19 protein-coding genes are annotated in these 23,315 nt (G+C 70.6%); 9 read left to right on the top strand and 10 right to left on the bottom strand.

What is annotated here, in order from left to right; all coding sequences use genetic code 11:
- Positions 1 to 259: 259 nt before the first annotated feature.
- Positions 260 to 1,156, bottom strand: coding sequence for a cupin domain-containing protein (locus tag WME83_RS08350; protein WP_437318726.1), 897 nt, complete (start codon positions 1,154 to 1,156; stop codon positions 260 to 262).
- Between the two features lie 182 nt (positions 1,157 to 1,338).
- Between WME83_RS08350 and WME83_RS08345 the strand changes: the two genes are divergently transcribed.
- Entirely contained in the window at positions 1,339 to 2,082 is a 744-nt protein-coding gene (locus WME83_RS08345; RefSeq protein WP_437318725.1) for an SDR family oxidoreductase, read from the top strand.
- An 88-nt stretch (positions 2,083 to 2,170) separates the two neighbouring features.
- Here the strand turns inward: WME83_RS08345 and WME83_RS08340 are convergent, their stop codons facing one another.
- On the bottom strand, positions 2,171 to 2,869 hold the full coding sequence (locus WME83_RS08340; RefSeq protein WP_437318724.1) for an O-methyltransferase: 699 nt from the start codon (positions 2,867 to 2,869) through the stop codon (positions 2,171 to 2,173).
- 150 nt (positions 2,870 to 3,019) lie between these two features.
- Here WME83_RS08340 and WME83_RS08335 point away from each other — a divergent pair, with 150 nt between their 5' ends.
- Positions 3,020 to 3,865 carry an AraC family transcriptional regulator gene (locus WME83_RS08335; protein WP_437318723.1) on the top strand — a complete coding sequence of 282 codons (846 nt, stop codon included), beginning with the start codon at positions 3,020 to 3,022 and terminating at the stop codon, positions 3,863 to 3,865.
- 57 nt (positions 3,866 to 3,922) lie between these two features.
- Here the strand turns inward: WME83_RS08335 and WME83_RS08330 are convergent, their stop codons facing one another.
- The 3 genes from WME83_RS08330 to WME83_RS08320 all read right to left on the bottom strand — a co-directional run bounded on the left by WME83_RS08330 (position 3,923) and on the right by WME83_RS08320 (position 8,116).
- On the bottom strand, positions 3,923 to 5,500 hold the full coding sequence (locus WME83_RS08330) for a DUF1552 domain-containing protein (RefSeq protein ID WP_437318722.1): 1,578 nt from the start codon (positions 5,498 to 5,500) through the stop codon (positions 3,923 to 3,925).
- 52 nt (positions 5,501 to 5,552) lie between these two features.
- On the bottom strand, positions 5,553 to 7,154 hold the full coding sequence (locus WME83_RS08325) for a DUF1592 domain-containing protein (RefSeq protein WP_437318721.1): 1,602 nt from the start codon (positions 7,152 to 7,154) through the stop codon (positions 5,553 to 5,555).
- Between the two features lie 239 nt (positions 7,155 to 7,393).
- Complete coding sequence (locus WME83_RS08320) at positions 7,394 to 8,116, bottom strand: RNA polymerase sigma factor (RefSeq protein WP_437318720.1); 723 nt, start codon at positions 8,114 to 8,116, stop codon at positions 7,394 to 7,396.
- Positions 8,117 to 8,751: 635 nt separating this feature from the next.
- Here WME83_RS08320 and WME83_RS08315 point away from each other — a divergent pair.
- Together WME83_RS08315 and WME83_RS08310 are read left to right on the top strand one after the other, a co-directional pair.
- Positions 8,752 to 9,816: an aldose epimerase family protein gene (locus WME83_RS08315; RefSeq protein ID WP_437318719.1), complete on the top strand. Its 1,065-nt coding sequence runs from the start codon at positions 8,752 to 8,754 to the stop codon at positions 9,814 to 9,816.
- 96 nt (positions 9,817 to 9,912) lie between these two features.
- A complete protein-coding gene (locus tag WME83_RS08310) occupies positions 9,913 to 11,118 on the top strand; it encodes an alpha/beta hydrolase (RefSeq protein ID WP_437318718.1) in 1,206 nt (401 codons plus the stop codon).
- Positions 11,119 to 11,196: 78 nt separating this feature from the next.
- On the opposite strand, the gene WME83_RS08305 is transcribed toward WME83_RS08310, so the two are convergent.
- On the bottom strand, positions 11,197 to 11,802 hold the full coding sequence (locus WME83_RS08305; RefSeq protein ID WP_437318717.1) for a Uma2 family endonuclease: 606 nt from the start codon (positions 11,800 to 11,802) through the stop codon (positions 11,197 to 11,199).
- Positions 11,803 to 12,117: 315 nt separating this feature from the next.
- Between WME83_RS08305 and WME83_RS08300 the strand changes: the two genes are divergently transcribed.
- The 3 genes from WME83_RS08300 to WME83_RS08290 all read left to right on the top strand — a co-directional run bounded on the left by WME83_RS08300 (position 12,118) and on the right by WME83_RS08290 (position 14,691).
- Entirely contained in the window at positions 12,118 to 12,894 is a 777-nt protein-coding gene (locus WME83_RS08300; protein WP_437318716.1) for an SDR family NAD(P)-dependent oxidoreductase, read from the top strand.
- Between the two features lie 191 nt (positions 12,895 to 13,085).
- A complete protein-coding gene (locus WME83_RS08295) occupies positions 13,086 to 13,868 on the top strand; it encodes a helix-turn-helix transcriptional regulator (RefSeq protein ID WP_437318715.1) in 783 nt (260 codons plus the stop codon).
- Between the two features lie 181 nt (positions 13,869 to 14,049).
- Complete coding sequence (locus WME83_RS08290; protein ID WP_437318714.1) at positions 14,050 to 14,691, top strand: glutathione S-transferase family protein; 642 nt, start codon at positions 14,050 to 14,052, stop codon at positions 14,689 to 14,691.
- Between the two features lie 36 nt (positions 14,692 to 14,727).
- On the opposite strand, the gene WME83_RS08285 is transcribed toward WME83_RS08290, so the two are convergent.
- On the bottom strand, positions 14,728 to 16,197 hold the full coding sequence (locus WME83_RS08285; protein WP_437318713.1) for an RCC1 domain-containing protein: 1,470 nt from the start codon (positions 16,195 to 16,197) through the stop codon (positions 14,728 to 14,730).
- Positions 16,198 to 16,449: 252 nt separating this feature from the next.
- Between WME83_RS08285 and WME83_RS08280 the strand changes: the two genes are divergently transcribed.
- Positions 16,450 to 17,775 (top strand): RICIN domain-containing protein, encoded by a 1,326-nt coding sequence (locus WME83_RS08280; protein WP_437318712.1) that lies wholly within the window; start codon positions 16,450 to 16,452, stop codon positions 17,773 to 17,775.
- Positions 17,776 to 17,876: 101 nt separating this feature from the next.
- On the opposite strand, the gene WME83_RS08275 is transcribed toward WME83_RS08280, so the two are convergent.
- Genes WME83_RS08275 through WME83_RS08265 form a run of 3 tightly spaced genes read right to left on the bottom strand, consistent with a single transcriptional unit; the run spans position 17,877 to position 20,864 of the window.
- On the bottom strand, positions 17,877 to 18,935 hold the full coding sequence (locus WME83_RS08275; RefSeq protein ID WP_437318711.1) for a hypothetical protein: 1,059 nt from the start codon (positions 18,933 to 18,935) through the stop codon (positions 17,877 to 17,879).
- A complete protein-coding gene (locus WME83_RS08270; protein WP_437318710.1) occupies positions 18,932 to 20,236 on the bottom strand; it encodes a FecR domain-containing protein in 1,305 nt (434 codons plus the stop codon). The genes WME83_RS08275 and WME83_RS08270 overlap by 4 nt, the downstream gene beginning before the upstream one ends.
- On the bottom strand, positions 20,226 to 20,864 hold the full coding sequence (locus tag WME83_RS08265; RefSeq protein WP_437318709.1) for an RNA polymerase sigma factor: 639 nt from the start codon (positions 20,862 to 20,864) through the stop codon (positions 20,226 to 20,228). Before WME83_RS08265 ends, WME83_RS08270 begins: the two co-directional genes overlap by 11 nt.
- An 820-nt stretch (positions 20,865 to 21,684) precedes the next feature.
- Between WME83_RS08265 and WME83_RS08260 the strand changes: the two genes are divergently transcribed.
- Positions 21,685 to 23,307: a DUF1592 domain-containing protein gene (locus tag WME83_RS08260; RefSeq protein ID WP_437318708.1), complete on the top strand. Its 1,623-nt coding sequence runs from the start codon at positions 21,685 to 21,687 to the stop codon at positions 23,305 to 23,307.
- The last annotated feature ends 8 nt before the right edge of the window (positions 23,308 to 23,315 follow it).

Genomic DNA, 23,315 nt, shown 5'->3' with positions numbered 1-23,315 from the left:
GCGCTGGCATGGTCACGTTCGTAAACTGCGGAAGACGGCCTCGTCAGCATGCAGCGTTGCGCTCGCCCGAACACGCACGCGGCCAGGACGTACGCCACGGCGGAGGGAGCGGGCGGAGCGGGACGACCATCCGCCTCCCCGCCTCGCCCCACATGGCCCCCTCGGATGTCCCCGGACCTCAAGAGCCAACGGCGGTCCCTCCGCGCCCTCGTCGTGGCACCGAAGGGGTCGGCAGCGAAGCCTCGCTCGACGCGACGTTCTAGCCGGCGCGCGCGTAGCGGCTCGGAGGCTGGCCCACGTGCCGGCTGAACGCCGTGCTGAAGGTGCTCGCCGAGCCGTAGCCGACGCGCTCGGCGACCTCGGCGATCCCGAGGTCGTGGCGGCGGAGCAGATCCCTCGCCACGGCCATGCGCAAGGCGAGCAGGTATTCCATCGGCGGCAGGCCCACGGCGCGGGTGAAGCGCTCGAAGAACGTCGAGCGCGAGAGCGCCGCCGTCTTCGCGAGCTCGGCCACCGTCCACGAGCGCGAGAGCTGGCCGTGCATCTGCCGTATCGCCGGCGCGAGCCGCGCATCGGCGAGCCCGCGCAGGAGCCCCGGAGGCGCGTCGTCGCCTGACGTCGACCGCAGCGCCTCGATGAGCATCACCTCCACGAGCCGCGTGAGCACGAGGTCGCGGCCCGCCTTCTGCTCGTTCGACTCCTCGCCGACGAGCCGCACCAGCACCGAGAGCCGCTCGACACCCCGCACATGCACCAGCGCCGGCAGCAGCGACACCATGAGGGCTGCGTCCGGCGCGTCGAAGACGAAATACCCGCCGAGCAGCCGCGCGTCGGGGCGTCCGCCGCGCGTGCCGTGGCGGACCTCGCCCGTCGGCGCGGGCGTGACCTTGGGGTCGACGCGCTCCGGCCTCACCGGCTCGAAGCCCGACAGCGTGAAGCCCGGCGTTGCCGGCAGGAGCACGAAATCACCTGCCTCGAGCGTGACGGCGCGCTGACCGTCGACAGCGAGACGGCAGCGGCCCTCGAGCACGGCAGAGAAGCTCGGCTGGCCAAAGTCCGAGTAGCGAACCCCCCAGCGGCCGGCTCCGCTGATGACCTTCGAGAACACGGCGCGCGGCTGGAGCAGCGCGATGACCTCCGAGAGCGGGTCGTTCACGTCCGGACTCTAGCAAACGAAATACGGACTGTGCACGATAGATCGTCCGGCGTGCCGCGACTACTTTACCCCCATGAACGCCGCGCGCGCCGCGGCAAAGAAGTCGATGTGAACACAATGAATCGATCTCGCACAACAACGACCGCACGCCCCGAAGAGGCGACGAGCTGGGAGGTAACGCGATGAAAACGGTGCTCATTACTGGCTGCTCTTCTGGCTATGGTCTCGAGACGGCGCGCCACTTCCACGCGCAGGGCTGGAACGTGGTCGCCACCATGCGAACGCCGCGCGAGGACGTCTTGCCCCGATCGGACCGGCTGCGCGTGGTCGCGCTCGACGTGACGAAGCCTGAGAGCATCGCGGCCGCGATCGAGGCGAGCGGGCCCATCGACGTGCTCGTCAACAACGCGGGCATCGGGCTCTTCGGCGCCTTCGAGGTCACGCCGATGACCACGGTGCGCGAGGTGTTCGAGACCAACACCTTCGGCGTGATGGCGATGACGCAGGCCGTGCTGCCCCAGCTCCGCGCGCGCAGGTCGGGGGTGATCGTGAACGTGACATCGAGCGCGACGCTGGCGCCCATGCCGCTCGTGGCCGTGTATACGGCGAGCAAGATGGCCATCGAAGGGTTCACCGCGTCGCTCGCGTTCGAGCTCGAGGAGCTCGATGTGCGGGTGAAGCTGGTCGAGCCGGGCTATGGCCCGAGCACGAGCTTCACGAGCAACGGGGGGGCCCGCATGCAGGGGCTGATCCCCGAGCCGTACGCGCCTTTCGCGCAGCGCATCTTCGCCTCTCTCGGGCAGCCCTCCGCGGTGACGAGGGAGTCCGACGTGGCCGAGGTGGTGTGGCGCGCCGCGAACGACGCGACGGGGAAGCTCCGTTTCCCGGCCGGCCCCGACGCGGTGGCGCTGGCTCGGTCGACATGAGCAGCATCGACGGGGCGCGAGGCGCCGTCGCGAGCCGCGAACAGGACGCCGCCGTCGCGCGCGCCTCCTCGGGGCTGCCGCTGGCCGGTCAGCCCGGGTGCGCCGGCTGCCGGACCGAGTACTCGGTGCCCGAGCGGAAGGGCACCGTCATCGACGCGAAGCCGTGGCGCGGATCGCGCACGTAGGCGACGTAGTCTCGGTAGTCGGCCCTGAAGACGCCGACGTTGTCGGTCACCACCACGGCGCCCGGACGCAGGGCCGGGGCGACGAGCTTCAGCACGTCGAGGGCGCGCAGGGGAAACCCATCGTTGAGCATGAAGTCCACCTCGCCGAGGTCCGCCCGCAGCGTCTCCGTCGCGTCCCCCACGCGGATCTCGGCGAACGACGCGAGCCCCGCCTCCTCCAGGTTCGCCTGCGCGCGCCGCGCCTTCTCCGGCACGAGCTCGGTGCCGATGACGCGGCCGCCGCCGTTGTCGCGCACCGCCGCCGCCAGCCACAGTGTCGATACCCCAAAGGAGGTGCCGAACTCGACGATCGTTGTGGCGCGGAGCGCCCGCGCCGTCAGGTAGCAGAAGGCGCCCTGGTCGCTCCCGATCGCGAGGTACTTGTCGGCGAAGTCGCGCTCCGTGCCCGGAACGTCGATGCGGCGGCCGAGGAGCATCCGCGGCAGCTTCGGCAGGAGGTGGAGCAGGACGCCCGGCACCTGCCGGTCGGCGTCGTCGTGGAGGCGCCGCAGCACGGCGCGCACCCGCCCGTCGGGCAGGATGGCGAAGGGATCGGATTTCATGGGAGGAGAGCCTAAGCAACCGGCGCCTTGACCGCATTGCGCAATCAAGACAAATTGTTGTTCGAACCGGCCATGGCAGCGAAGCGGCGGAGCGCGGGGGCGACACGGATTGCGCATCCGACGGGCTGGACGATCCGCGGAGACGTCCAGGTGGCGAACGAGCCCCGGGGCGCGGCGGCGTCGCTCGAGTCGCTCGCGACCCGTTTCGCGCTCGAGGCGCGCGGGCGCTGGAAGACCGAGGTCCCGCGGCCGGTGAACGCGATCGGGCTCAGCATGGCGAGCGGCGGGCTCGAGAGCGAGCCTCACGCGCACCGCGAATCGCAGCTCATGTACCTGGTGCGCGGAGAGATGGTCTGCGAAGGGTCGAGCGCCCTCTGGATCGTGCCGCCGCAATCGGCGCTGTGGATCCCCGCCTCGGTGACGCATCGGATCCGCGCGCGGGCGCCGCTCGAGGGCTACAGCGTCTTCGTCGAGCCCGGCGCGGCGCCGAACCTCCCGCGGGATTGCTGCGCGGTGTCGGTGACGCCGCTCCTCCGCGAGCTGTTGCTGCGCCTGGCGACGCGCCCCGCGCTCTACGACCTCGAAGGGCCGGACGCGCGCCTGGTGAGCGTGCTCCTCGACGAGCTCGCGACCGTCTCCGTCGAGAAGCATCGCCTGCCGATGCCGACCGATCCGCGGCTCCGTCGATTGGTGGACGCGATGACCGCCGATCCGGCGAACGGCGCGACGACGCAGGCGTGGGCGAAGCGGATCGGCGTCGGCGAGCGCACCTTGAACCGTCTCCTGGTCGAGGAGACGGGCTTGAGCTTCGGCCGCTGGCGCCAGCAGCTCCACATCATCCTCGCCATCCAGAAGCTCTCCCGCGGCGCGACCGTGCAAAGCGTGGCGCTGGACCTCGGCTACGAGAGCGCGAGCAGCTTCGTGACCATGTTTCGCAAAGCGCTCGGGACGTCGCCCGCGCGGTACATGGCGGGCCGCCTGGCCACGCCGGCTTGAGCGGAAGCCGGGATGGGGCGGCCCGGAGGCGGGCGCTCCGAGACGGGAGTCGCCGCGCTACCGCAGGATCTCCTCGAGCAACGCGTTCGGGGCGCCGCGGCGATCCTCGCCGAAGGACGAGACGCCCAGGCCGTAGTACTGGTTCATGATGGTGAACCACAGATCGCGGAGCTGGCGATCGCTGCCGAGGGCGCCGTAGGCGACGTGCGCGTCGTTCAAGAAGACGCCGTCGCCGCCGAGGAGCACGATGGGCAGGTCGTACCCGTCGTGATCGTGCGAGCGCATCTCGCTCATGTGCACCATGACGCAGTGATCGAGCACCGTGCCGTCGCCCTCGGGGATCGCGTCCAGCCGCTGCGCGAGCTCCGCGCTCTTCTGGTTGAGCCAGCAGTTGATCGCCGCGTAGTCGAGGTTGCTCTGCGTGATGATCTTGTACTGGCCGTTCTGGGTCGCCTTGTCCAGGTTGCCGGCGGCGTGCTGGGAGGAGTGGTAGTGCAGGCTGCTCTCTCTCCTGTACGCGAGCCCCACCTTGGCGCGGACGTCCTCCGGGATGCACCGATACTCGAACTCGGAGCGCATGTCGTCGAGCATGTGGGTGATCACGCGCGTCACGTCGCATTGAATGGCCATGACGATGAGGTCGATCATGACCTTCGCGTGATCTTCGTGCTTGTACGGGCCGGCTCCCGTGTTGTCGTTCTCGTTGAGCCCCTCCGCCTGGCCCGGCGGCTCGGGGACCACGCCGGGCTGGCCGATCGGGCTGCAGCCGAGGCTCCCTTGCCCCGGCGTCATCGTCTCCTGGACGCGGGTCGCGTTCTTCTCGATCTCGCGCAGCGAGTCCAGGTATTGCTGGACGATCTTGCGATCCTCGGAGCCGACCCGGTTCATGAGCGAGTTCGCGTCCGCGAGCACGCCGTCGATGACGCTCTTCTCGGTCGCCGCGCGGCGCTCCGCCTCGATCCTGGCCTCCTCGTCGCTCTGCCCTGGCACGCCGGCCCCCACGCCCGCGGCGACGAGCGCGTCGAACACCGCCTTCGGGTTGACCGAGCGCTTCAGCGGCTCGCGCGGGCTCTTCCAGGAGACGACCTGATTGTAAGCGTAGCTGCGCTGGTCGAAGAAGCCGGGCTTGACCCCGAGCCCCGTCTGCAGCGACGGGATGCGGGTCGCCTGCTCCGGGCCTGCCTTCTGGACGATGAGCTGGTCGACCGAGACGCCGTTGCCCACCCACTCGCCGAGGTCCTGGCGCGCCTCCCTCCCCAGCTGATCGGCGTCCACGCAGGTCGAGAGCGCCGCGCCGAGGCGCGAGTGGGAAGGCTCGATGTAGGGGTGCTGCTCCGTGCTCCACGTGTAGTTGCCGAGGCGGCTTATCATGAGCATCTTCGACTTCACCGGCGCGAAGTGCTCGAGCACCCTCGGCAGCTTGAAGTCGGCGCCCTTCAACGTCTTTCCGAACGCCGGGGCCGTCTCCCACCAGTGATGGGGCGCCCCGTTCGGGAAGGTGCAGAGCAGGAAGCGCTTCGGGGTGCCGGGCTCCCCCGCGCGCGCCCCGCGCGGCGCGAGGCTCTCGAGCCACGGCAGCGCCAGACAGACGCCCGCGCCGCGCAACAGGTTCCTGCGTGTGATCCAGCGTTTCATGTGCGCATCGCTCCTTCGTGCCTCGTCTCGTGCAGCAACAACGCGCGCGGCCTCACCGCGCCTTGCCCTTCCCTCGAAGGCGGAACGCATCGCTGGTCACCACCTGCTTCACCAGATCCGCGACCGTCCCCCCGCCCCAGCGCTCGGCGATCTCCTTGAGCCTGGTCCTGTCGTCGCCGCTCGGGCGCCGGCGCAGGGCATAGCTGAAGAGCTGCTCCGAGGGGCACGCCCCCGACCGGGCGCCCTCGACGAGCGCCGGCACGAGGCCGGCGATGTCCTCGAACGCCACGCCCTCGTACACCCCCGTCGCGTCGACCGGGTCGCCGTTCGGGTACGCGGTCCGGTAGGCGCCGATCGGATCGAAGTTCTCCAGGCTCAGCCCGATCGGGTCGAGCACGTCGTGGCAGCTCGCGCAGTCGGGCGACGCGCGGTGCTTCTCGAGCGCCTGGCGTACATTTTCGACGGGGCCCTCGTCCCCGCCCGCGTCGCCGAGCTCCGGGATGTCCACGTTGGCGGGCGGCACCAGGGGCACGCAGAAGAACTGCTCCAGGATCGTCTTCGCGCGGGACGTGGGAGAGGTCCTGTCGGCGCGGGACGACAGCGTCAGGAACGCCGGGAGCGTGAGGAACCCCCGGCGCACGCCCTCGGGGTCGTTCGCGGTGAGCGGCTCGACGAGCCGGCTCTCCGGGTGGGGCGCCGTGAGGAACTCGGACCAGGGCCGCCCGCCGGTCGTGAACTCGGCGAAGTAGGCGTTGGCCTGGTCGAGCATCGCGCCCTTCACCTCGTCGTTCCAGAGCGGGAACCGGGTCGCGTCGGCGTTGTGGCTGGGGAGCGTGCGCGTGCCGAGCCACTGCCCGAAGAAGTTCTGGAAGAAGGCGGCGCTCTTCGGGTCGGCCAGCATGCGGTCCACCTGCTCTCGGAGCTCGTCCTCGGTGGCCAGCTGATCGGCCTCCGCCGCGTCGAAGAGCTCCTCGTCCGGGAGCGAGCTCCAGAGCAGGTACGAGAGGCGCGACGCGACCTCGTAGCCGTTGAGGGCGCCCGCCGATCTCGCCGAGTCGGGGCCCAGCTCGATCCGGAGGAGGAAATGCGGCGACGTCAGCAGGGTCCGGACGACGTGCTGCACCGCCTGGACGGGGGACATCTCGAGGGTGGTCCGCGCGTGGGCGTACTGCGCCGCGTACCGCTCGACCTCCGCCGCCTCGAGCGGGCGCCGGAACGCGCGCAGCCCGAAGCGCTCGATGATCTCGCGCGCGCACCCGTCGCCCGCGCCCTGCGCCGGGTCGCACACGAGGATCTTCGCGCGCTGCGCCTCGTTCGCGAACGCGTCCTCGGCGAGGGTCCTGGCGGCGTCGTAATACCCCTGGACCAGGACCTGCGAGAGGTTCGAGAGCGCGCTCACGTTCGCGTCGTAGCCCTTCGCGCCGAAGGCCGGGAAGCCGTCCGCGGGCCTCAGGCGCGTTCCCAGGAGGTGGGCGACCGTCGAATTGTACTCCGAGGCTGTCATATGGTGCAGAGGCATCCCGTCGACAGCGAGGGCGGCGTCCTGCTCCGGATCGCCGTCGCCCTGCTCCGGAGCGCTATCGCTCCCGAGGGTGCCAGTGCACGAGATGCTCAGGAGGCATCCCCCGGCGGCGAGCCAGGGACGCGCGAACACTCGCTCCAATCTGAACGTCATCATCGGCTCCCGCGTGTGAAATCGGCTATTCCCCCCTAGTGACCGGTGCGCTCGAATTTCGTGATCAAATCGACCTCGAGGCCGCGCGAAGATCAGGCCGTGCCCTGTGCGCAGAAGACTACGTTGATGGTGTTGCTCCTCGGGCGGCCCGGGCGTGGGGCGCCGGCGCGTCCGCGTCGCGCAGAGCGTTCGGGATCGACGGCTCGCCGGCTCCCCGATCAGCCATGGGCGCCTCCTCGGCTCCTGGCGTGGTGGCGGTGCACCGCGTCGGAGAACGCCTGTCGAGCGGCCCGCAGGCGCGCATACACGGTGTTGATGTTCACCCCGAGCCCCTGCGCGATCTCCGCCGCCGGCATCTCTTCCAGCTCGGCGAGGAGGAGCACCACGCGCTTCTCCTCATCGAGCGACGCCAGGAGGTCGTGCAGCACGCGCGCGGTCTCCGCCCTCGTCATCGCCTCGTCGGGGCTGAGGCAGCTCGGCGCCGCGAGCTCCTCGGGATCCACGATCTCTCCTGTCCCGCGGTGGGCCGGGCTCTGGCGGCGCAGCGACCTCCGGTGCGCCTGCACGACGTTGACCACGATCCCGAAGACCCACGTCTTCAACGAGGAGCGGCCCCGGAACTCCGGGAGCCGACGGTGCACGACGACGAACACCTCCTGGCACACGTCCTCGTGCGCCGATGCGTCCACGCCGAGGCGGCGCACGGTCCGCCCGACGAGGGGAAAGAGCTTGCGGTACACCTTGACGAAGTCGAGCGGCGCGCCCTGTACGGCGTCGTCGGGGACGGCGGAGACCGCGTCGGCGGGCGGAGCCGTCGACGGCGCGACCGCCGCGCGGGCGTTCGCGTGCTGGGCAGCCTTCACGCGCACCCTCGGTATGAATGCAACCCTCTCGGGGTCGGAGCCGAGCTCGATCCCGATGGCGAAGGTGCCGGTATGCATGACGACCCCCCTCAGGGCAAAGTCGAAGCAGGAACCCATATATTGTGAACGCTCACATATTTCATGTCAACGAGGATCTGTCCATCGGCGGCCAGGCGCGAGACATCGGATGGCTGGCAAGTCTCCTCCGGAGCGGCGCGTCAAGAGGACGGGCGCAGGGCCACGGTATTGTTCGATGTGGATTCCAATTTCGGGGTCGAGGCTCGCCTGAGTTGACATGGATAATGTTAACGCTCACAATAACGTCTCGGGGATCCTTCCGCTTTGTCCCGGGTGGCCGTCGTGCGCATCGGACTCTTGGTCCTTGGCACCGGGCTCGGTCTCTGCACTGACTCCGCTCGGGTGTGGTAGACGCAAGCCATGGCGAGCTCGCGGGGGCTCGCCCGCGCTGGGCACGCTCCGTGTGGAGTCGATCCAGGTGAGCCAATCCTGACGGAGGGAACAGAATGGCGATGGGTAGGACGAGATCGTGGTTCGGATTGACGATGACGGCGTGCATCGCCGGCGCATGCGGCGGCGCGCAGACCGCCGACACGCCCCCTGCGGCAGCATCGCCTGCGCCGGCGGCGGCCCAAGCGACGGGCGCCCCTCCAGCGGCCCCGGCCGCCAAATCCGAGTCACCTGGTGGTGAAGCCGTGAACGCAAAGCCCGCTTCCGTCTCCAAGGCGCCCTTCGGCAACGCCGATGGCAAAGAGGTGCTCCTCTACACGCTGACGAACGCGAACGGCCTCGTCGCGAAGGTGATGACCTACGGCGCGACGGTGACCGAGCTCCACGTCCCCGACAGGACGGGGAAGATGGGCGACGTCGTCCTCGGCCACGACAACCTCGACGGGTACCTGAAGAGCAGCCCGTACTTCGGGGCGACGGTCGGCCGCGTGGCCAATCGCATCAAGAACGCGCAGTTCCAGCTCGATGGCAAGACCTACAAGCTGTCCGCGAACAACGGCGCCCACACGCTGCACGGCGGCAAGAAGGGCTGGGACAAGGTCGTCTGGGACGCGGAAGCGACCGAGACGCCGCGCGGCCCGTCCATCAAGCTCACGTACGTATCGAAGGACGGGGAAGAAGGCTACCCCGGCACGGTCAACGCGACCGCGACCTACACGCTCACCAACGACAACGAGCTCACGGTCGAGATGTCGGCAACGGCCGACAAGACAACGATCGTCAACATGGCGCACCACAGCTACTGGAACCTGGGAGGGCACGGCTCGGGCTCCGTCGCCGACCAGGAGCTGACGCTGCACGCCGACAGCTACACCCCGCCGGACGCCACCGACATCCCCTCGGGCCAGATCAAGCCGGTGAAGGGGACGCCGCTCGACTTCACCGCCGCCAAGCCGATCGGCAGGGACCTGAAGGCCGTGGGCGGCAAGCCGGTCGGATACGACCACAACTTCGTCGTCCGCGGCGACCCGCACAAGCTCCGCGAGGCGGCTCGGGTCAAGGATCCGAAGACCGGTCGGGTGCTGACGGTCGAGGCCGATCAGCCGGGGATCCAGTTCTATACCGGCAACTACCTCGACGGGTCGATCAAGGGCAAGGGCGGCGCGGTCTACGACCAGTACAGCGGCCTGTGCCTCGAGCCGCAGAAGTTCCCGAACTCGATCAACGTCCCGGCCTGGAAGAACGAGGTCATCCTCAAGCCCGGCCAGCGCTACGCGCAGACGGTCGTCTTCCGGTTCACCACCGAGTAGCTCGCCGGCGGTCGCCCGCGCTGCCCGGCGGCGCCTGCGCGCTCACGCGAACGTCGCGATCGGCTTCACGTCCGCCGACCGGCGCAAGGAGGATCCATGACCCGCTCGAGCACATGCCGTATCTCGCTCTTCGTCGCGCTTTCGATCGCTGCTTGCGGGTCCGACGACGGCGACGCCGGCGGGTCGGGCGGCAGCGGTGGAAAAGGAAGCAGCAGCTCTTCGAGCAGCGGCAGCAGCAGCTCTTCGAGCAGCAGCAGCAGCAGCTCTTCGAGCAGCAGCGGCAGCACCTCGGGCACGGGCGGCACGGACGATCCGGACCCGAACGGCGGCGGAGGACAGGGCGGGACGGTCGATCCGGTCGGCACCGAAGGCGACGGCGATTTCGAGATCGGGCCCAGCTACCAGGACGCCCCGGAGATCAAGAGGATCGATGGCGTTCCCCAGGGTCGGACGTTCGCGTTTACCCTGTCATCCCGGGAGAGCGAAATCTTCACCGGCCACGATCCGACCTTGAACGACAACGCCAAGGGGGACTTCAACCGCCGCGTGGAGGTCGCGATCCCCGCGACGTACGTCGACGGGGCGGAGGCGCCGTTCATGGTCGTCCAGGACGCGCGCGACAGGAACGAGATCATCAACACGATCAACAACCTCGTCGCGGACCCGAACGACCGTTTCCCGAGCGTCATCGCCATCTTCGCCGCGAGCGGAGGGGGCGACTCGTACGGCAGCGAGCGAGGGCTCGAATACGACACCATGTCGGACGCCTACCAGAGGTTCGTCGATACGGAGCTCCTCGAGGCGGTCAAGAACGACCAGGCCGTCCGCGCGGCGTACCCCAACCTGAAGTTCACGAGCAATCCGGACGGCCGCGCCACGTACGGATGCAGCTCGGGCGGGGCGGCGGCGCTGACCATGGGCTGGTTCGGCCACGACACCTACCGCAAGATCGTCACCTACTCCGGCACGTTCGTCGACCAGCAGAACCCCCGCGCGCCCACCGAGGCCGAGTATCCCGACGGCGCCTGGGAGTACACGGAGGGGCTCATCCGGGAGAGCCCGCGCAAGCCGCTGCGCATCTTCCTGCAGGTCGGCGAGAACGACCTCGGCAGCACCAGGGATGAGGCCAGCCACCACAACTGGGTGATGGCGAACCAGCGCGTGGCGGCGATCCTCAAGGAGAAGGGGTATCATTACCGCTTCGTCTACGCGAAGGGCGCCGGCCACTGCGAAGGGAGCGTGATCAGGCAGACGCTCCCCGACACGCTGCGCTGGATGTGGCGGGGCTATCCGGTCGATTGACGCATGCTGGTCCAGCACATGCTGGGCCCCGCAGGCTGTGCGGTCTACGAGCGCGTGCGGAGCTTGGGGAGCGCTGTACTAGGGCTCCCGCACGGGCTCGTCGTCTTCGTCGTCGCCGAAGAGCAACCCGACCTGCAGCGGGGTCGCCTCGAACGGCTCGGCCCGGACCAGCTCGCCGCGCTCGGCGGCGAGGATCTCGACGTAGCCTTCCTGCGTCCAGCGGTAGACGGCCAGGGTCTCCTCCTCGGGGTCGATGATCCAATAGTGCGGAACCTGCTGCCGGTGATAGACGCGCTTCTTCCTGATGAGATCGTTCCGCTTGTTCGTCGAGAGGATCTCGCAGATCCAATCGGGGCGCACCATGATCGGGATACCGCGCGGGCGCTCCGGGACGCGGTCTCGCCGCCAGCCGACCACGTCCGGGCGGACGGTGTTCGCGGCGTCGAAGTAGACATCGACCTCGGTGGCGAACCACCAACCCCCGGGCCTGCGCCCGCCAGGCCGCTGATCGTAGGGGTCGACGTAGGCGGAGAGCTTGCGCTGCACGGCCCCGTGCTCGCCGGTGGCGGCCCCCTTCTCGACGATGCTGCCCTCGATGAGCTCGTGGCGCCGCTCCTCGTCCGGGATCGCGAGGAGATCCTCCAAGGTCGCGGGGCGGGCAGCCTTCGGCGCGGATGCAGGCATGCCTCGAGGATAGCAAATCCCTCGGGGGGGCGCCTGGTGCGACATGGTGCCCGTTCTGCCCACGGCCTCGAGGGCGGCAAACGGCACGCACGGCGCCCCGCGGGGCGCCTCACCCGCCACCATTGCTTGCCGCGCTCGCCAATCATCGAGCGGGACCGTGCATTGCTCCGCGGGCGTGGGCGCAGCGCGAATCGGGTGGAGCTCGGAAGACGCTCTCGAGGAGGTCAGGGCCCCTGGCAAGGGGGCTTGCGCTCTCGCCTGGACGCCACCAGGAGGCATTGGGGAGCACCCCCACAACGCTCTCGGGAGAGGAACATGAGCAAGACCGAAGACTTGCAGCGAGATCTCGAAGGTAGGGTCGCGATCGTCACCGGCGCGGCGAGCGGCATCGGTCGGGCCACGGCGCTCTTGCTGAAGGCGCGCGGCGCCGCGGTCGTGGCCGAGGACATCAGCCCGGCGGTCCATGAGCTACCCCGCGGTGACGGCCGCATCGTGCCGTTCGTCGGGGATGTCGCCCAGGAAGAGACGGCCAAGCGCGTGGTCGAGCTCGCCATCGAGCGCTTCGGAAAGCTGGACATCCTCGTCAACAATGCCGCGCGCATCATCAACAAGCTCGTGATCGACATGTCGCTGGACGACTGGAATGCGATCATGAACGTGAACATCACCGGGGTGTTCCTGCACTCGCGCGAGGCGCTGCGGGCGATGATCCCGAACAAGCGCGGGGCGATCGTCAACATCGGCTCGTACGCGTGCTTCTTCGGGTTCCCGCAGATCGCCGCCTATGCGGCGTCGAAGGGCGCGCTGGCGCAGCTGACGCGGGTCCTGGCCCTGGAGGCCATCGACCATGGCGTCCGCGTCAACGCCGTCGGGTCGGGCGACGTGGTCACCAACCTGCTCAACGACATCCGGCCCGACGGCCGCGAGTTCTTGCGCGATCACGGCAAAGGCGCCCCCATCCGTCGCGCGGCCGCGCCCGAGGAGATCGCCGAGGTCGTCGCGTTCCTGGCGTCCGACAAGGCGAGCTTCATGGTCGGCTCCATTGTGATGGCCGACGGCGGATACTCCGTCGCCATCCAGCCAGGCGATTGAGCGCCGGTGCGCCGGCCGACCGGCGACCGGCCAGCACGCGCTCTGCCCGGCGTGACGCTGGGGAGCAACACGCGCTCACGACGAGGTCGAGGCGCGCAACGGGAGGCATGTGCTACCGTCCAGCGCCGATGACGCGGTCACGAGCGCGATCGACGGACGCGAACACCGGAGGACGGCTCGCACGGCCGCGCGTGGCCGAGGCGAGGGTCGCCCACGGGCTGCCGCTGCGCGTGAGGCAGACGGAGACGGATCTCCTCTTCGCGGACGTCGAGTGGGGCTCTCCGGCGATCGTGCGCGTTCTACAGGGTCAGAAGCAGCTCCGCCGCGCGAACGAGTCCCTCGCGGCGCGGCCGGGCGAGCTGCTCTACTTGCCCGCGGGCACCCGGGTCGACGTGCGCAATGTACCGGCGCAGGGAGCCTACGAGGCGGAAGGCGTCATTCTGTCGTTCGAGCTCGCGCGCTACCTGCCGCCTCGCGCGGAGGCGCGCGAGCACCAGCAGGTCCGCAAGCTCCGCGTGGCCGAGCACGAAGAGCTCGACGCGGCGTTGACCCGTTGCCTGGAGGCGTTCGAACGAGGCCTGCCAGCGGCCGTCCAGCGCTCGCGCCTCCTCGAGCTCGTCGCATGGCTCGGCGAGGCAGGCATCGACCCCTTCGTCGCGGCTTCCGATCTTCGTGTCCGGCTGAAGCGAATGCTCGGCGAGCGCCCCGCCCACCCGTGGCGATTGCCGGAGGTCGCCCGGCAACTGGGGATGAGCGACGACACGCTGCAGCGTCACCTGCGCCGCGAGGGCACGGGGTTCCAGCAGCTGCTGCTCGAGATCCGGATGGATCACGCGCTCATGCTCCTGTGGACGACCGAGCGGCCGCTCGCCGTCGTCGCCGAGCAATCCGGCTACGACTCGCCCTCTCGGTTCGCGGAGCGCTTTCGGGATCGATTCGGCGTGCTGCCTTCGGAGCTGCGCCGCCGGCGCTAGCCATCGCCCCTTCGCCCGGGGGTGTCGCGCGGCGGGTTGCGGCGTCCGAGCGGGCGATTGCGGTTCCGGGGCGACCCGGCGGCGCTACTGTTCAGGGGCATGAACTCGATTCATGCGATCACCTGCTGCGCCGTCGTCGCGACCGCGACGGCACCGGGGTGCAGCACGCAAGGAAGGATCCATGCTGAAGATCCATCACCTCGGCCGCTCCCAATCGGAGCGTATCCTCTGGCTTTGTGAAGAGCTCGGCGTTCCCTACGATCTCGAGAAGTACACGCGCGATCCCGTCACGCGCCTGTCGCCGCCGGAGCTGAAGGCGCTGCATCCGCTCGGCGCGGCCCCGCTCATCGAGGTCGACGGGATGCTGCTGGCCGAGTCGGCCGCGATCGTCGAGCTCATCCTCGTCCGGTACGGTCGCGGCCGTCTGCGACATGGGCCGGACCACCCCGATTTCGCCTCCTATCTCTATTGGTTTCATTTCGCCAACGGCAACCTCCAGCCGGTGATGCTCCGCTCGATGATCGTGGGGCGGTGCGGGCTGGCGCCGGACCATCCGGTCCAGGCGTCGGTGCAGGGGCGACTCGACCAGGTGCTCGCGCTGATCGAAGCGCGACTGGGGCAAAACGATTATCTCGCGGGGAGCGAATTCACCGCAGCCGACATCATGAGCGTCTTCTCGCTCACCACGATGCGGCTCTTCCATCCGGTGGATCTCGCGCCTTACCCCAACATACGCGCCTATCTACAGCGCATCGGCGCGCGGCCCGCGTACCGGCGGGCGATGGCCAAAGGCGACCCGGACCTGACTCCCGTGCTCACCTGAGCCCGGGTCGACGCCCGTTCACCGCGGATTCTCGCCTCAGGGCGCCTTCACCTCGACGGGGACCGCGGAGCTCGTCCCGGCGCCGTCGCCGAGCTGACCCAGGGTGCCTCTGCCCCAGCAGAGGACCTGGCCAGGGCCCGTGGGGCCGCACGCCCCCTCGACGATCGCGCACGTGTGGAAGAAGCCGGCGCTCACCGCGACGACCTCGGAGAGCGCGGTGCCGTCGCCGAGCACGACGGGTTCCATGCGCGCATGGTCGCCCATCATCGGCGTGCTGCGACCGAGCTGCCCTTGCTCGTTGCTGCCCCGGCAGCGGAGCCGCCTTTGGTCGTCGATCGCGCAGACGAAGACGTAGCCGGTGGACATCGGACCCCAGACCCCCGGGATCGCAGCCGCCGTCCCGGCCGGGGGAGCCTCGGCGCCGTGCTGACCCGAGCTGTTGTTCGTCCCCCAGCAGAAGAGGCCTCCCACGTCGTCGCGCGCGCAGCCGAAGTTCGTGCCGTAGGAGATCTCGGACAAGGGCAGCGTCGCTCCCGCCTCGATGAGCGGCATGTGCGCGCTGTAGTTGACGCCGCCCTCGGAGCTGGCGGAGGTGTTCGTGAGGATATAACCGCCGCCGATCGCGCCCCAGCAACGCAGCCCTTCCTCCGCGACCCCCGTCGAGAAGCAGGTGCCTATCGAGCCGATGCCCCGCGCGAGGACGGCCTTCGGACCGGCCGTCGCGGTGAAGTTGAACGCCTTCACCGGGACGAGGCTCTCCTCGCCGCTCGCGTCCGGCCCGAGGCTCGAGAACAGGTTGGCCCCCCAGCAGTAAATGCTGCTGGTCGAGGTGAGCGCGCACGCCGAGTACCACGCTGGCGCGATCTTGCGCACGAGCAACGGGGCCGTACCATCCTTGACGATCGCCGGGGTGTCGTGGGCCATCGCGTCCTTGGAGCCGTTGGCCAGGATCCCGGTCTCGTTGTTTCCCCAGGCCCAGAGTCGGAGCTGGCTGTCGATCGCGAAGGTCGACCGCTCGGTCAACGCGATCTGCGTGATCGTCGCCGTGCCGAGCGACGCGGGGAAGAGCACTCTCACCGGCGTGCTCGAGGAGACCGCCATCGCCTGCGGGACACCCAGCTGGCCGAACGAGTTGTCCCCCCAGCAGTAGAGAGAGCCGTCCTGCCGGATCGCACACGTATGGCTGTCGCCCGCAGCCACCATGATGGCGTCGGCGAGCGTGGGGCTGTCCGGCGGGATCTGGCATCCAGGATCCCCACCGCCCCCACCGCCGGACGCGCCCCCGCCGCCTCCGCCGTCGCCCCCGCCGGACGCGCCGTCGCCCCCGCCGGACGCGCCGGCGCCTCCGCCGCCCTGCGCATCCATCGGACCGCCGCCGGTTCCGCCACCCGCGCCGCTGTCCGTGAAATGCCGGTCGGGAGCGGAGCATCCCGCCCCCGCAGCGAGGGTGGCGGCGATGACGAGAAGGGAGCAGAAGTTCGGTCGCGTCTGGGTGTTCGTCTTCATCTCAAGCATCCGGCCAAACCCCCAGCGTCCCTTACGCAGCCTTACCGGACGGAGGACGAGAAGTCCAGTCGGGCTCGATCGCCGGTGTCCTCGCTTTCCCGGAGGGCCTCAGGGGCGCTGCGGCACGCACCTACCGAGCGAACGTCGTGCCCGAGGGCGACGGCGCCACGCGGGCGCCTCCGCGCTCCCCCTGTCGAGCCCGACAGGCGGGCTTTACGCTCTGTCCTGTCGCCTGCTATGCGTGAAGATCTGATGATGACGCGCTCGAACACGCGGCGCCCGCGCCGGGGTCCGGCCGCGACGCCGGGCTCCGCGGCGGCGCCTCATGGCCGCGCGGCGCGCCGCTGGGTGGCCGCGGTCGCGTCGCTCGGGCTCGCGGCCTGCGAGAAGGCGCCGCTCGACGCCGTCGCGCCGGCGACGACGACGACGCTGACGCAGGACCTTGTCGCGTACTGGCCGTTCGACGAGGGCGAAGGGACGGTCGTGACCGACAGGTCCGGCAACCGGCGCCACGGCGAGCTCACCGGCGGCACGTGGGTGAAGGACGGCCGGTTCGGGGACGCGCTGCACTTCGACGAGGGCGAGTTCATGACGGTGGGCGATTTCCCGAACGCCACCTCGAGCTGGACCGTCTCGGCGTGGGTTCGCGCGCTGACCGACCAGCCCCCCGCCGACGACACGCTGAGGACCGTGATCAGCACCGAGAACGCCGGCGGATGGGCGCTCGACATCGACTACGACGGCGAGGCGCCAGGCATCCACTTCGGGTTCTGGAAGGGGCCCGAGGTCTCCGACGACCACGCCATCCTATGTCTCTGCCTGGAGCTCCAGCGGTGGACGCACGCCGTCGGGGTCGTCGACGGCGAGGCGCTCACCATGAGCCTCTACATCGACGGGCGGCTCCACAGCACCGTGCCCATCGAGAAGACGATCTCGCCCGGCACCACCAGCCTCTACGTCGGCCGATGGCCGCAGGAGGGTCGGCTCCTGGTCGGGGACGTCGACGACATCGCGATTTACAGCCGAGCGCTCGCCCCGGCGGAGGTCGCCGAGCTCTTCCAGCACGCCGTCCCGGCGGAGGTCGAGGCGGACATCTCGACGGACACCACCTACACCCTGGTCGGCGTCCAGAGCGGGCTCTGCGTGGACGTCGACGCCGCCGTCGTCACGGCCGACGATGTCGTCCTGCAGCTCTGGAATTGCAACGGCGGCATGAACCAGCAGTTCCGCTTCGAGGCGGTGGACGGCGGGTATTACCGGATCCGCAACGTCCACAGCGACAAGTGCGTCGACGTCCGCAGCGCGTCGACCGCCGACGGCGCCGCCATCGTCCAGTACACCTGCCACGACAACCCCAACCAGCAATGGTCCGTCATCGAGGCAGGCGGCGGTGCCGTCCGCATCACGTCGCGCCTCAGCGGCAAGGTCATCGACGCTTACGGCTCCCCGCCCGCCAACGGTACCGCCCTCGTCCAGAGGGCTTCCAACGGCGGCGCCAGCCAGCAGTTCAAGCTGACCCCGCTCGAAACCGACACGGGCACCGGCGGCACCGGCGGCACCGGCGGCACGGGCCCGTGACGCCCGGCGCCTCTTCGCAGGCAACCATCCTGCTCAGCGACATCGACCGTCGATGAACATCGACCGCCAGGCGCGCGGGGCGGCGCCGCTCGTCCTCCGGATCACAGCCACCCCACGAGGCTGAGGCTGCCGAGCAGCGCCGGGCGCGCGACGCGCGCCGCCTCGGTCTCGACGATTCGGACCACCGGGTACGGGTGCGCGACGAGCGCGTGCGCCTCGACGACGACGTCGAGCCGGCGCACGATCCCGAGCTCGACGCCGGCGCCGGCGTCCGCGGCGAACGCCCATCGCGCGCTGTGGACCCCCCGGTACGGCCACGACGCCTCGCCGTCGACGGCCACGTGGAGCACCCCGAGGCCGGCCGAGAACCTCGGGCGCAAGCGGAGCTCGGGCCAGGGGAGCGCCGCGAGCTCGACGAGCCCGAACCGCTGCTGCACGGTCGCGCTGCCCTGCGGCCCGGCGACGCGCGGCGCCGTTCCGAGCCCGGCGAGCGAGAGGCGCGCCTCGATCGGCGCGAGCGGCGCGACGCGCAGGCGCGCGACCCCGAGCAGCGCCGGGGCGATGCCGCCCGGGCTCACGAGCAGCCCGCCCCCCAGCTCGACGCCCCACATCGTCCGGCGCGGCGGGTCGAGCGGCCGCTCTGCCCGTCGAGGCGCCTGCGGGCTCACCTCGCTCGGGGGCGGCGCGGCGGCGGGCGCCGCGGAGCGCCGCGAGGACACCAGGAGCTCGAGCAGGCTCGCGCGGAGCAGCTCGACGGCGCGCACCGCGAGCACCTCGGCGATGTGCTCCGGCGCCTCGCCGCGCGTGTCGATCCGGCGCACGAGCCTCCTGTTCGTGCGCGGGTCGACCACCCAGAGCTCGGCCGCCTGACCGTCCGGCGCCAGGAACAGCCCGATCAGGGCCGCGGAGCCGGCCACCTGCCCGGCGTCGTCCATCGCCGGCCGGGGGGCGGAGGCCGACTGCGTACCGAGCAGCTCCACGTCGAAGCCATCGGCGACGAGCTCCCCGTGGATGCGGATCAGCGCCTCGGAGATCGACGGGTCGGCGGCGCTGGGCCGCACGAGGACCACGCGCGCGGGCGCCGCCGACGCCGCGGGGCTCGCGGCGGAGAGGAGGAGCGCGAGGGCCCCGGAGAGCGCCTTCGCCCGCGCGAACCTCACGGCGTCCGAGCGAGGGTCCGCGCTGCCTGGGCGTAGGTTCCGCCCGGGAACCGGCGCAGGTACTCCCGGGCGACGATCTCGGCTTGCGCATCGCCGTGGAGCCGCCGCACGATCTCCATCTTGCGCCCGAGCGCCTCGGAGGCATAGGCCCCTTGCGGCGCTTCCTTGAGGTACGTCTCGAACCACGGGAGCGCCGCAGCGCCTCCCTCCTGGGTCTCGGCGAGGCGGCCGAGCAGGAAGGCCGCCTCCCGGGCGCGCTGGGTCGCGGGGAAGCGCCGGCGCTGCGCGAGCAGCGCCCGCCGCGCGACGTCGCCCCGCCGCGTGTAGCGCGCCGCGTCCGCGAGCGCCGAGAGCTCGGCGCTGCTGGACTCCGCGAGGGTCTGGTCGAGCCCGCGGCGCTGCGCCTCGTCGACGATGGCGTCGAGCTGCCCGGCCGCGAGCTGCCCGGCCCAGTCGCGCTTCGGCGCGGCCGCCGCCTCGGCGCGCGGGGCCGCGGGCGGCTCGCCCACCGGCGGCGCGCCGGGGAGCTCGGCGCCGCGCTCGGGCGGCGCGCCGGGGAGCTCGGCGCCGCCCTCCGGCGGCGGGGCGGAGCTCGGCGCCGCCTCCGCGCCCTTCTGCGCGCCGAGCTCGCGCAGGAGCACCTCGCCGGTGCGCAGCCGCACGGTGAGCCACTGCCCGGCGCGCATGGCGATCGGCTCGCCGGACGGCGGCCCGTTGACGGTGACGGCGCCGTTCTCGAGCCGCAGATCGAGGCGCTCGTCCTCCGGCGCCCAGGCGAGCGCGAAGGCCGTCCCGGTCACGGTCACCACGAACGGCCCCGCGTCGAACAGCCACTGCGTCCCCGACTTATGGACCACGTGCGCGTGGACCTCGCCCCGGTCGAGCGCGACCCGGGCGCCCTGCCCGGTCACCGACGCGACATGCGCGCGCGCGCCCTCGGCGAGCTCCACCTCGGTGCCGTCGGAGAACCGGAGCTTCGGCCGGCTCGCCGCGCCGGCCTGGAGCGAGCCGTCCTGCGCGGCGACGCCCCCCTCCACCTCGTAGGACAGGAGCTCGGAGGGCGCCCCGCGTTGCCACCGCTCGACGGCGACGAAGCCCGCGGCCGCCACGGCGACCGAGAGCGCGACCGCCCCGAAGGGCGAGAGCCGGAGCGCCCGGCGCGACGCCGTCCGCTCCGCGACGCGGAGCAGCCCTCGCGTCCGCTGCTGGTGGGACATCTCGCCGAGCGACCGGCGCGCGAGCCCGACGACGCGCGCGGCGTTCGCGCTCAGCTCCGGCTCTTTCACCACGTCACGGTTCATCTCGCGCCGTCCCTTTCTTGCAGTAGTCGGCGAGGGACGCGTCGAGCTCCACGCGCGACGACACGAGCTCCGTGGCCCGGCTGAGCCGTCGCTTCACCGTGGCCAGCGACACACCGGCCGCCTCCGCGATCTCCGGCAGGCTCATGCCCTCCATGTGCCGGAGCACGAACACGGTCCGGTCGTCCGCGTTCAGCGTGTCGAGGATCGCGTAGAGGCGCCCGAGCGCCTCGCGCGCCTCGCTGTCCACCGGCTCCACCGCCTGCTCCGGGAGCTCCGCGAGCTCCGCGCTCTCCGAGAGGTGGAGGATCCGCCGCACGCGCCGCCGCCGGAGCTCCCACTTGAGCATCCGGAGGGTGACCGACACGATGAAGCTCCCGAGCGCGTCCGGATCCCTCAGCCCGGGCACCTTGGAGAAGACGCTGACGAACACGTCCTGGGTGAGGTCCTCGGCGTCGGCGCCCGGCCCGAGCACCCGCGCCACGATCCGGAACACCTTCGGCGCGTGCCGGTTCCACACCGCCGCCGCCGCCCACGGCTCCCCCGCCACGAGCGCGCGCACCAGCGCGCGGTCGTCCGGGCCGCCCCGCTCGGCTTCCGGAGGAGCGATGGCAACGCTGGCTCTGCGCACGACGGCATCGCTCCGGGGGCTCATGATCCCCGCACAGCGGCCGCGCGGGGGAGCCACGGTATCGAGCCCATGTCTCCGTTGCAAGGAGCTCGTCGCACACGCCCGGAGGCCGTCGCAGCGGTGTCCGCCGGTGTGGATTGCGTGGCTGCCAGCCGCGGCGACACCACCCCACGCCGGAAAGACCCCACGGGGTGCGGCCGGCTCCCAGGCCGGGCTGGCGAAGCGCATATCAGGCAGTAGCGAAGCCACGCCGAAACGGCTCACCCCGCGCGGGCAGGTGGATGAGCCGGCGGCCTACGGTGAGCTCGCCCACCGGCGCGACGCGCACGCGCACGCTTCGACAGGAAAACTTCACCTCAGCGCTATTCGCTCACGTGGTGAGCCGGTCCGAGGGCGATCCGCTACTGCATGGTGGGCGCTCCACTTACGCTTCCTGATCGCTTCGTCCTCACGATCGGTCCGCCACCACGGGCGGGACGCGCGAGTCCGGCGGCGGCAGGTCGGCGAGGGTGCGCCCGCCGGATGGCAGCACGTCCCGAGGTTCGATTCGTCATGTCCATCGAGGGAACACGGATCGGCCAGAACGATCCCGGTCGTCCCTGCTTCGCCGTGAGCCCCGCTGGTGGGGCCTGCGCGGTGATCCTCTGATCCTCTTGTGAAGAAAGCCTGTGGTTCGATGAGAGAACTTCAGCATGCCCGGACCGGGCGAGGAGCGACAACGATGTCCAGGTCCTCACATCACGAGCAGGCGCGTCCTTTCCGAGGCTCTCGGTCGGCGATCCTGGCCGCGTTGCTCCTGGCCAGCGGCTGTATCGGAAACGTGGGTGGTTCAGGTTCCGGCGACGAGCCCGGCACCGAGCCCGACGTCAAGGATCCCACCACCGGGGCGCCGCTCGCGTGCAAGGAAGGCGTCGTGTACCCCGGCCGAGCGCCGCTGCGGCGGCTCACGCGCGTCGAGTACAACAACACCGTCCGCGATCTCCTGGGCGACACGACCAACCCCGCCTTTTCGCTGCCCAGCGAGGATGTCGGGAACGGCTTCGGCAACGACGCGGACACGCTGTCGGTCTCGAGCCTGCTGGCCGAGCAGCTGAGCACCGTCGCGGAGGGCGTCGCCCAGCGCGCGACCGCCAGCCCGGAGGCGCTCGCGAAGCTCGCCCCGTGCGCGAGCAACGTGGGGGCGGCGGACGAGGAGGCGTGCGCGCTCACGATCATCGAGAAGCTCGCCCCGATCGCGTACCGCAGGCCGCTCGCCGACGGCGAGGCGAACGAGCTCCTCGCGCTGTACAGGGTCGGCCGGACCGACGCGACGTTCGCGACCGGCGTCGCGACGGTGATCGAGGCGCTGCTGCAATCGCCGGACTTCCTCTACCGCATCGAGCGCGGCATGCCCGACCCCGAGCGCCCCGAGCTCCGCCGGCCCACGGGCGACGAGATGGCGACGCGGCTCTCGTACCTGCTCTGGGGCACGATGCCCGACGAGGATCTGCGCACGGCCGCGCAGGCAGGTGAGCTCTCGACGAAGGAAGGCGTGCGCGCACACGCCGAGCGCATGCTCGAGGATCGCCGGTCCCGGCCCACCATCCGGTTCTTCTTCGACAACCTGCTCCCCATCAGCAGCCTCGCGGATCTCGAGCGGAACGCGGAGGCGTTCCCGACCTTCTCTCGCACCATCGGCTCGCTGATGCGCGAGGAGACACAGCGGCTCATCGAGCACGAGATCTTCGAGGGGGGCGGGACATGGCCGTCCATCTTGACGGCCCCGTACTCGTTCATGAACGAGCAGCTCGCGGCGTTCTACGGCGTCTCCGGCGTGACGGGCGACGAGTTCCAGAAGGTAGAGCTCGACACGACCCAGCGCCTCGGGCTCCTCACCCAGGCGGGCATGATGGCCGGAACGACGCACTCGAACCACACGAACCCCGTGACCCGCGGCTCGTTCGTGCTGCAGAAGCTCATGTGCATCCAGATCCCGCTCCCCACCGGCGACATCCTGGAGCAGGTGAAGCCGCCGGATCCGTACTCCGGCAAGACGGCGCGGGAGCGCTTCAGCCGGCACAGCCAGGACAAGGCGTGCGCGGGGTGCCACCAGTTCATGGATCCGGTCGGCTTCGCGTTCGAGAACTACGACGCGGTCGGGCTGTACCGCACCACCGAGAACGACGTCGTGATCGATCCGAGCGGCACGGTCCCGGGGACGCTGGGGGACGTGAGCGGGCCGATCGAGCTGGTGCAGAAGCTCGCCGCGTCGGAAGAGGTGCAGGACTGCTTCGCCAAGCGCTGGAGCGAGTTCGCCTACGGCCTCACCCTGCGCAAAGAGGACCTGTGCACCGAAGAGGCTGTCACGACCGCCTTCAAGGCGTCGGGGTACAACGTGAAACAGCTCCTGATCGATCTCACACAGACGGACGCTTTCCACTATTTGGCTTCGGGACAGGAGTGAAGGTCATG

The sequence above is a fragment of the Sorangium sp. So ce385 genome, assembly GCF_051474135.1.
Classification (GTDB): domain Bacteria; phylum Myxococcota_A; class Polyangia; order Polyangiales; family Polyangiaceae; genus Sorangium; species Sorangium cellulosum_D.
Note: the sequence above shows the minus strand (reverse complement) of the source record. Positions and strands in the feature narration are given on the sequence as shown.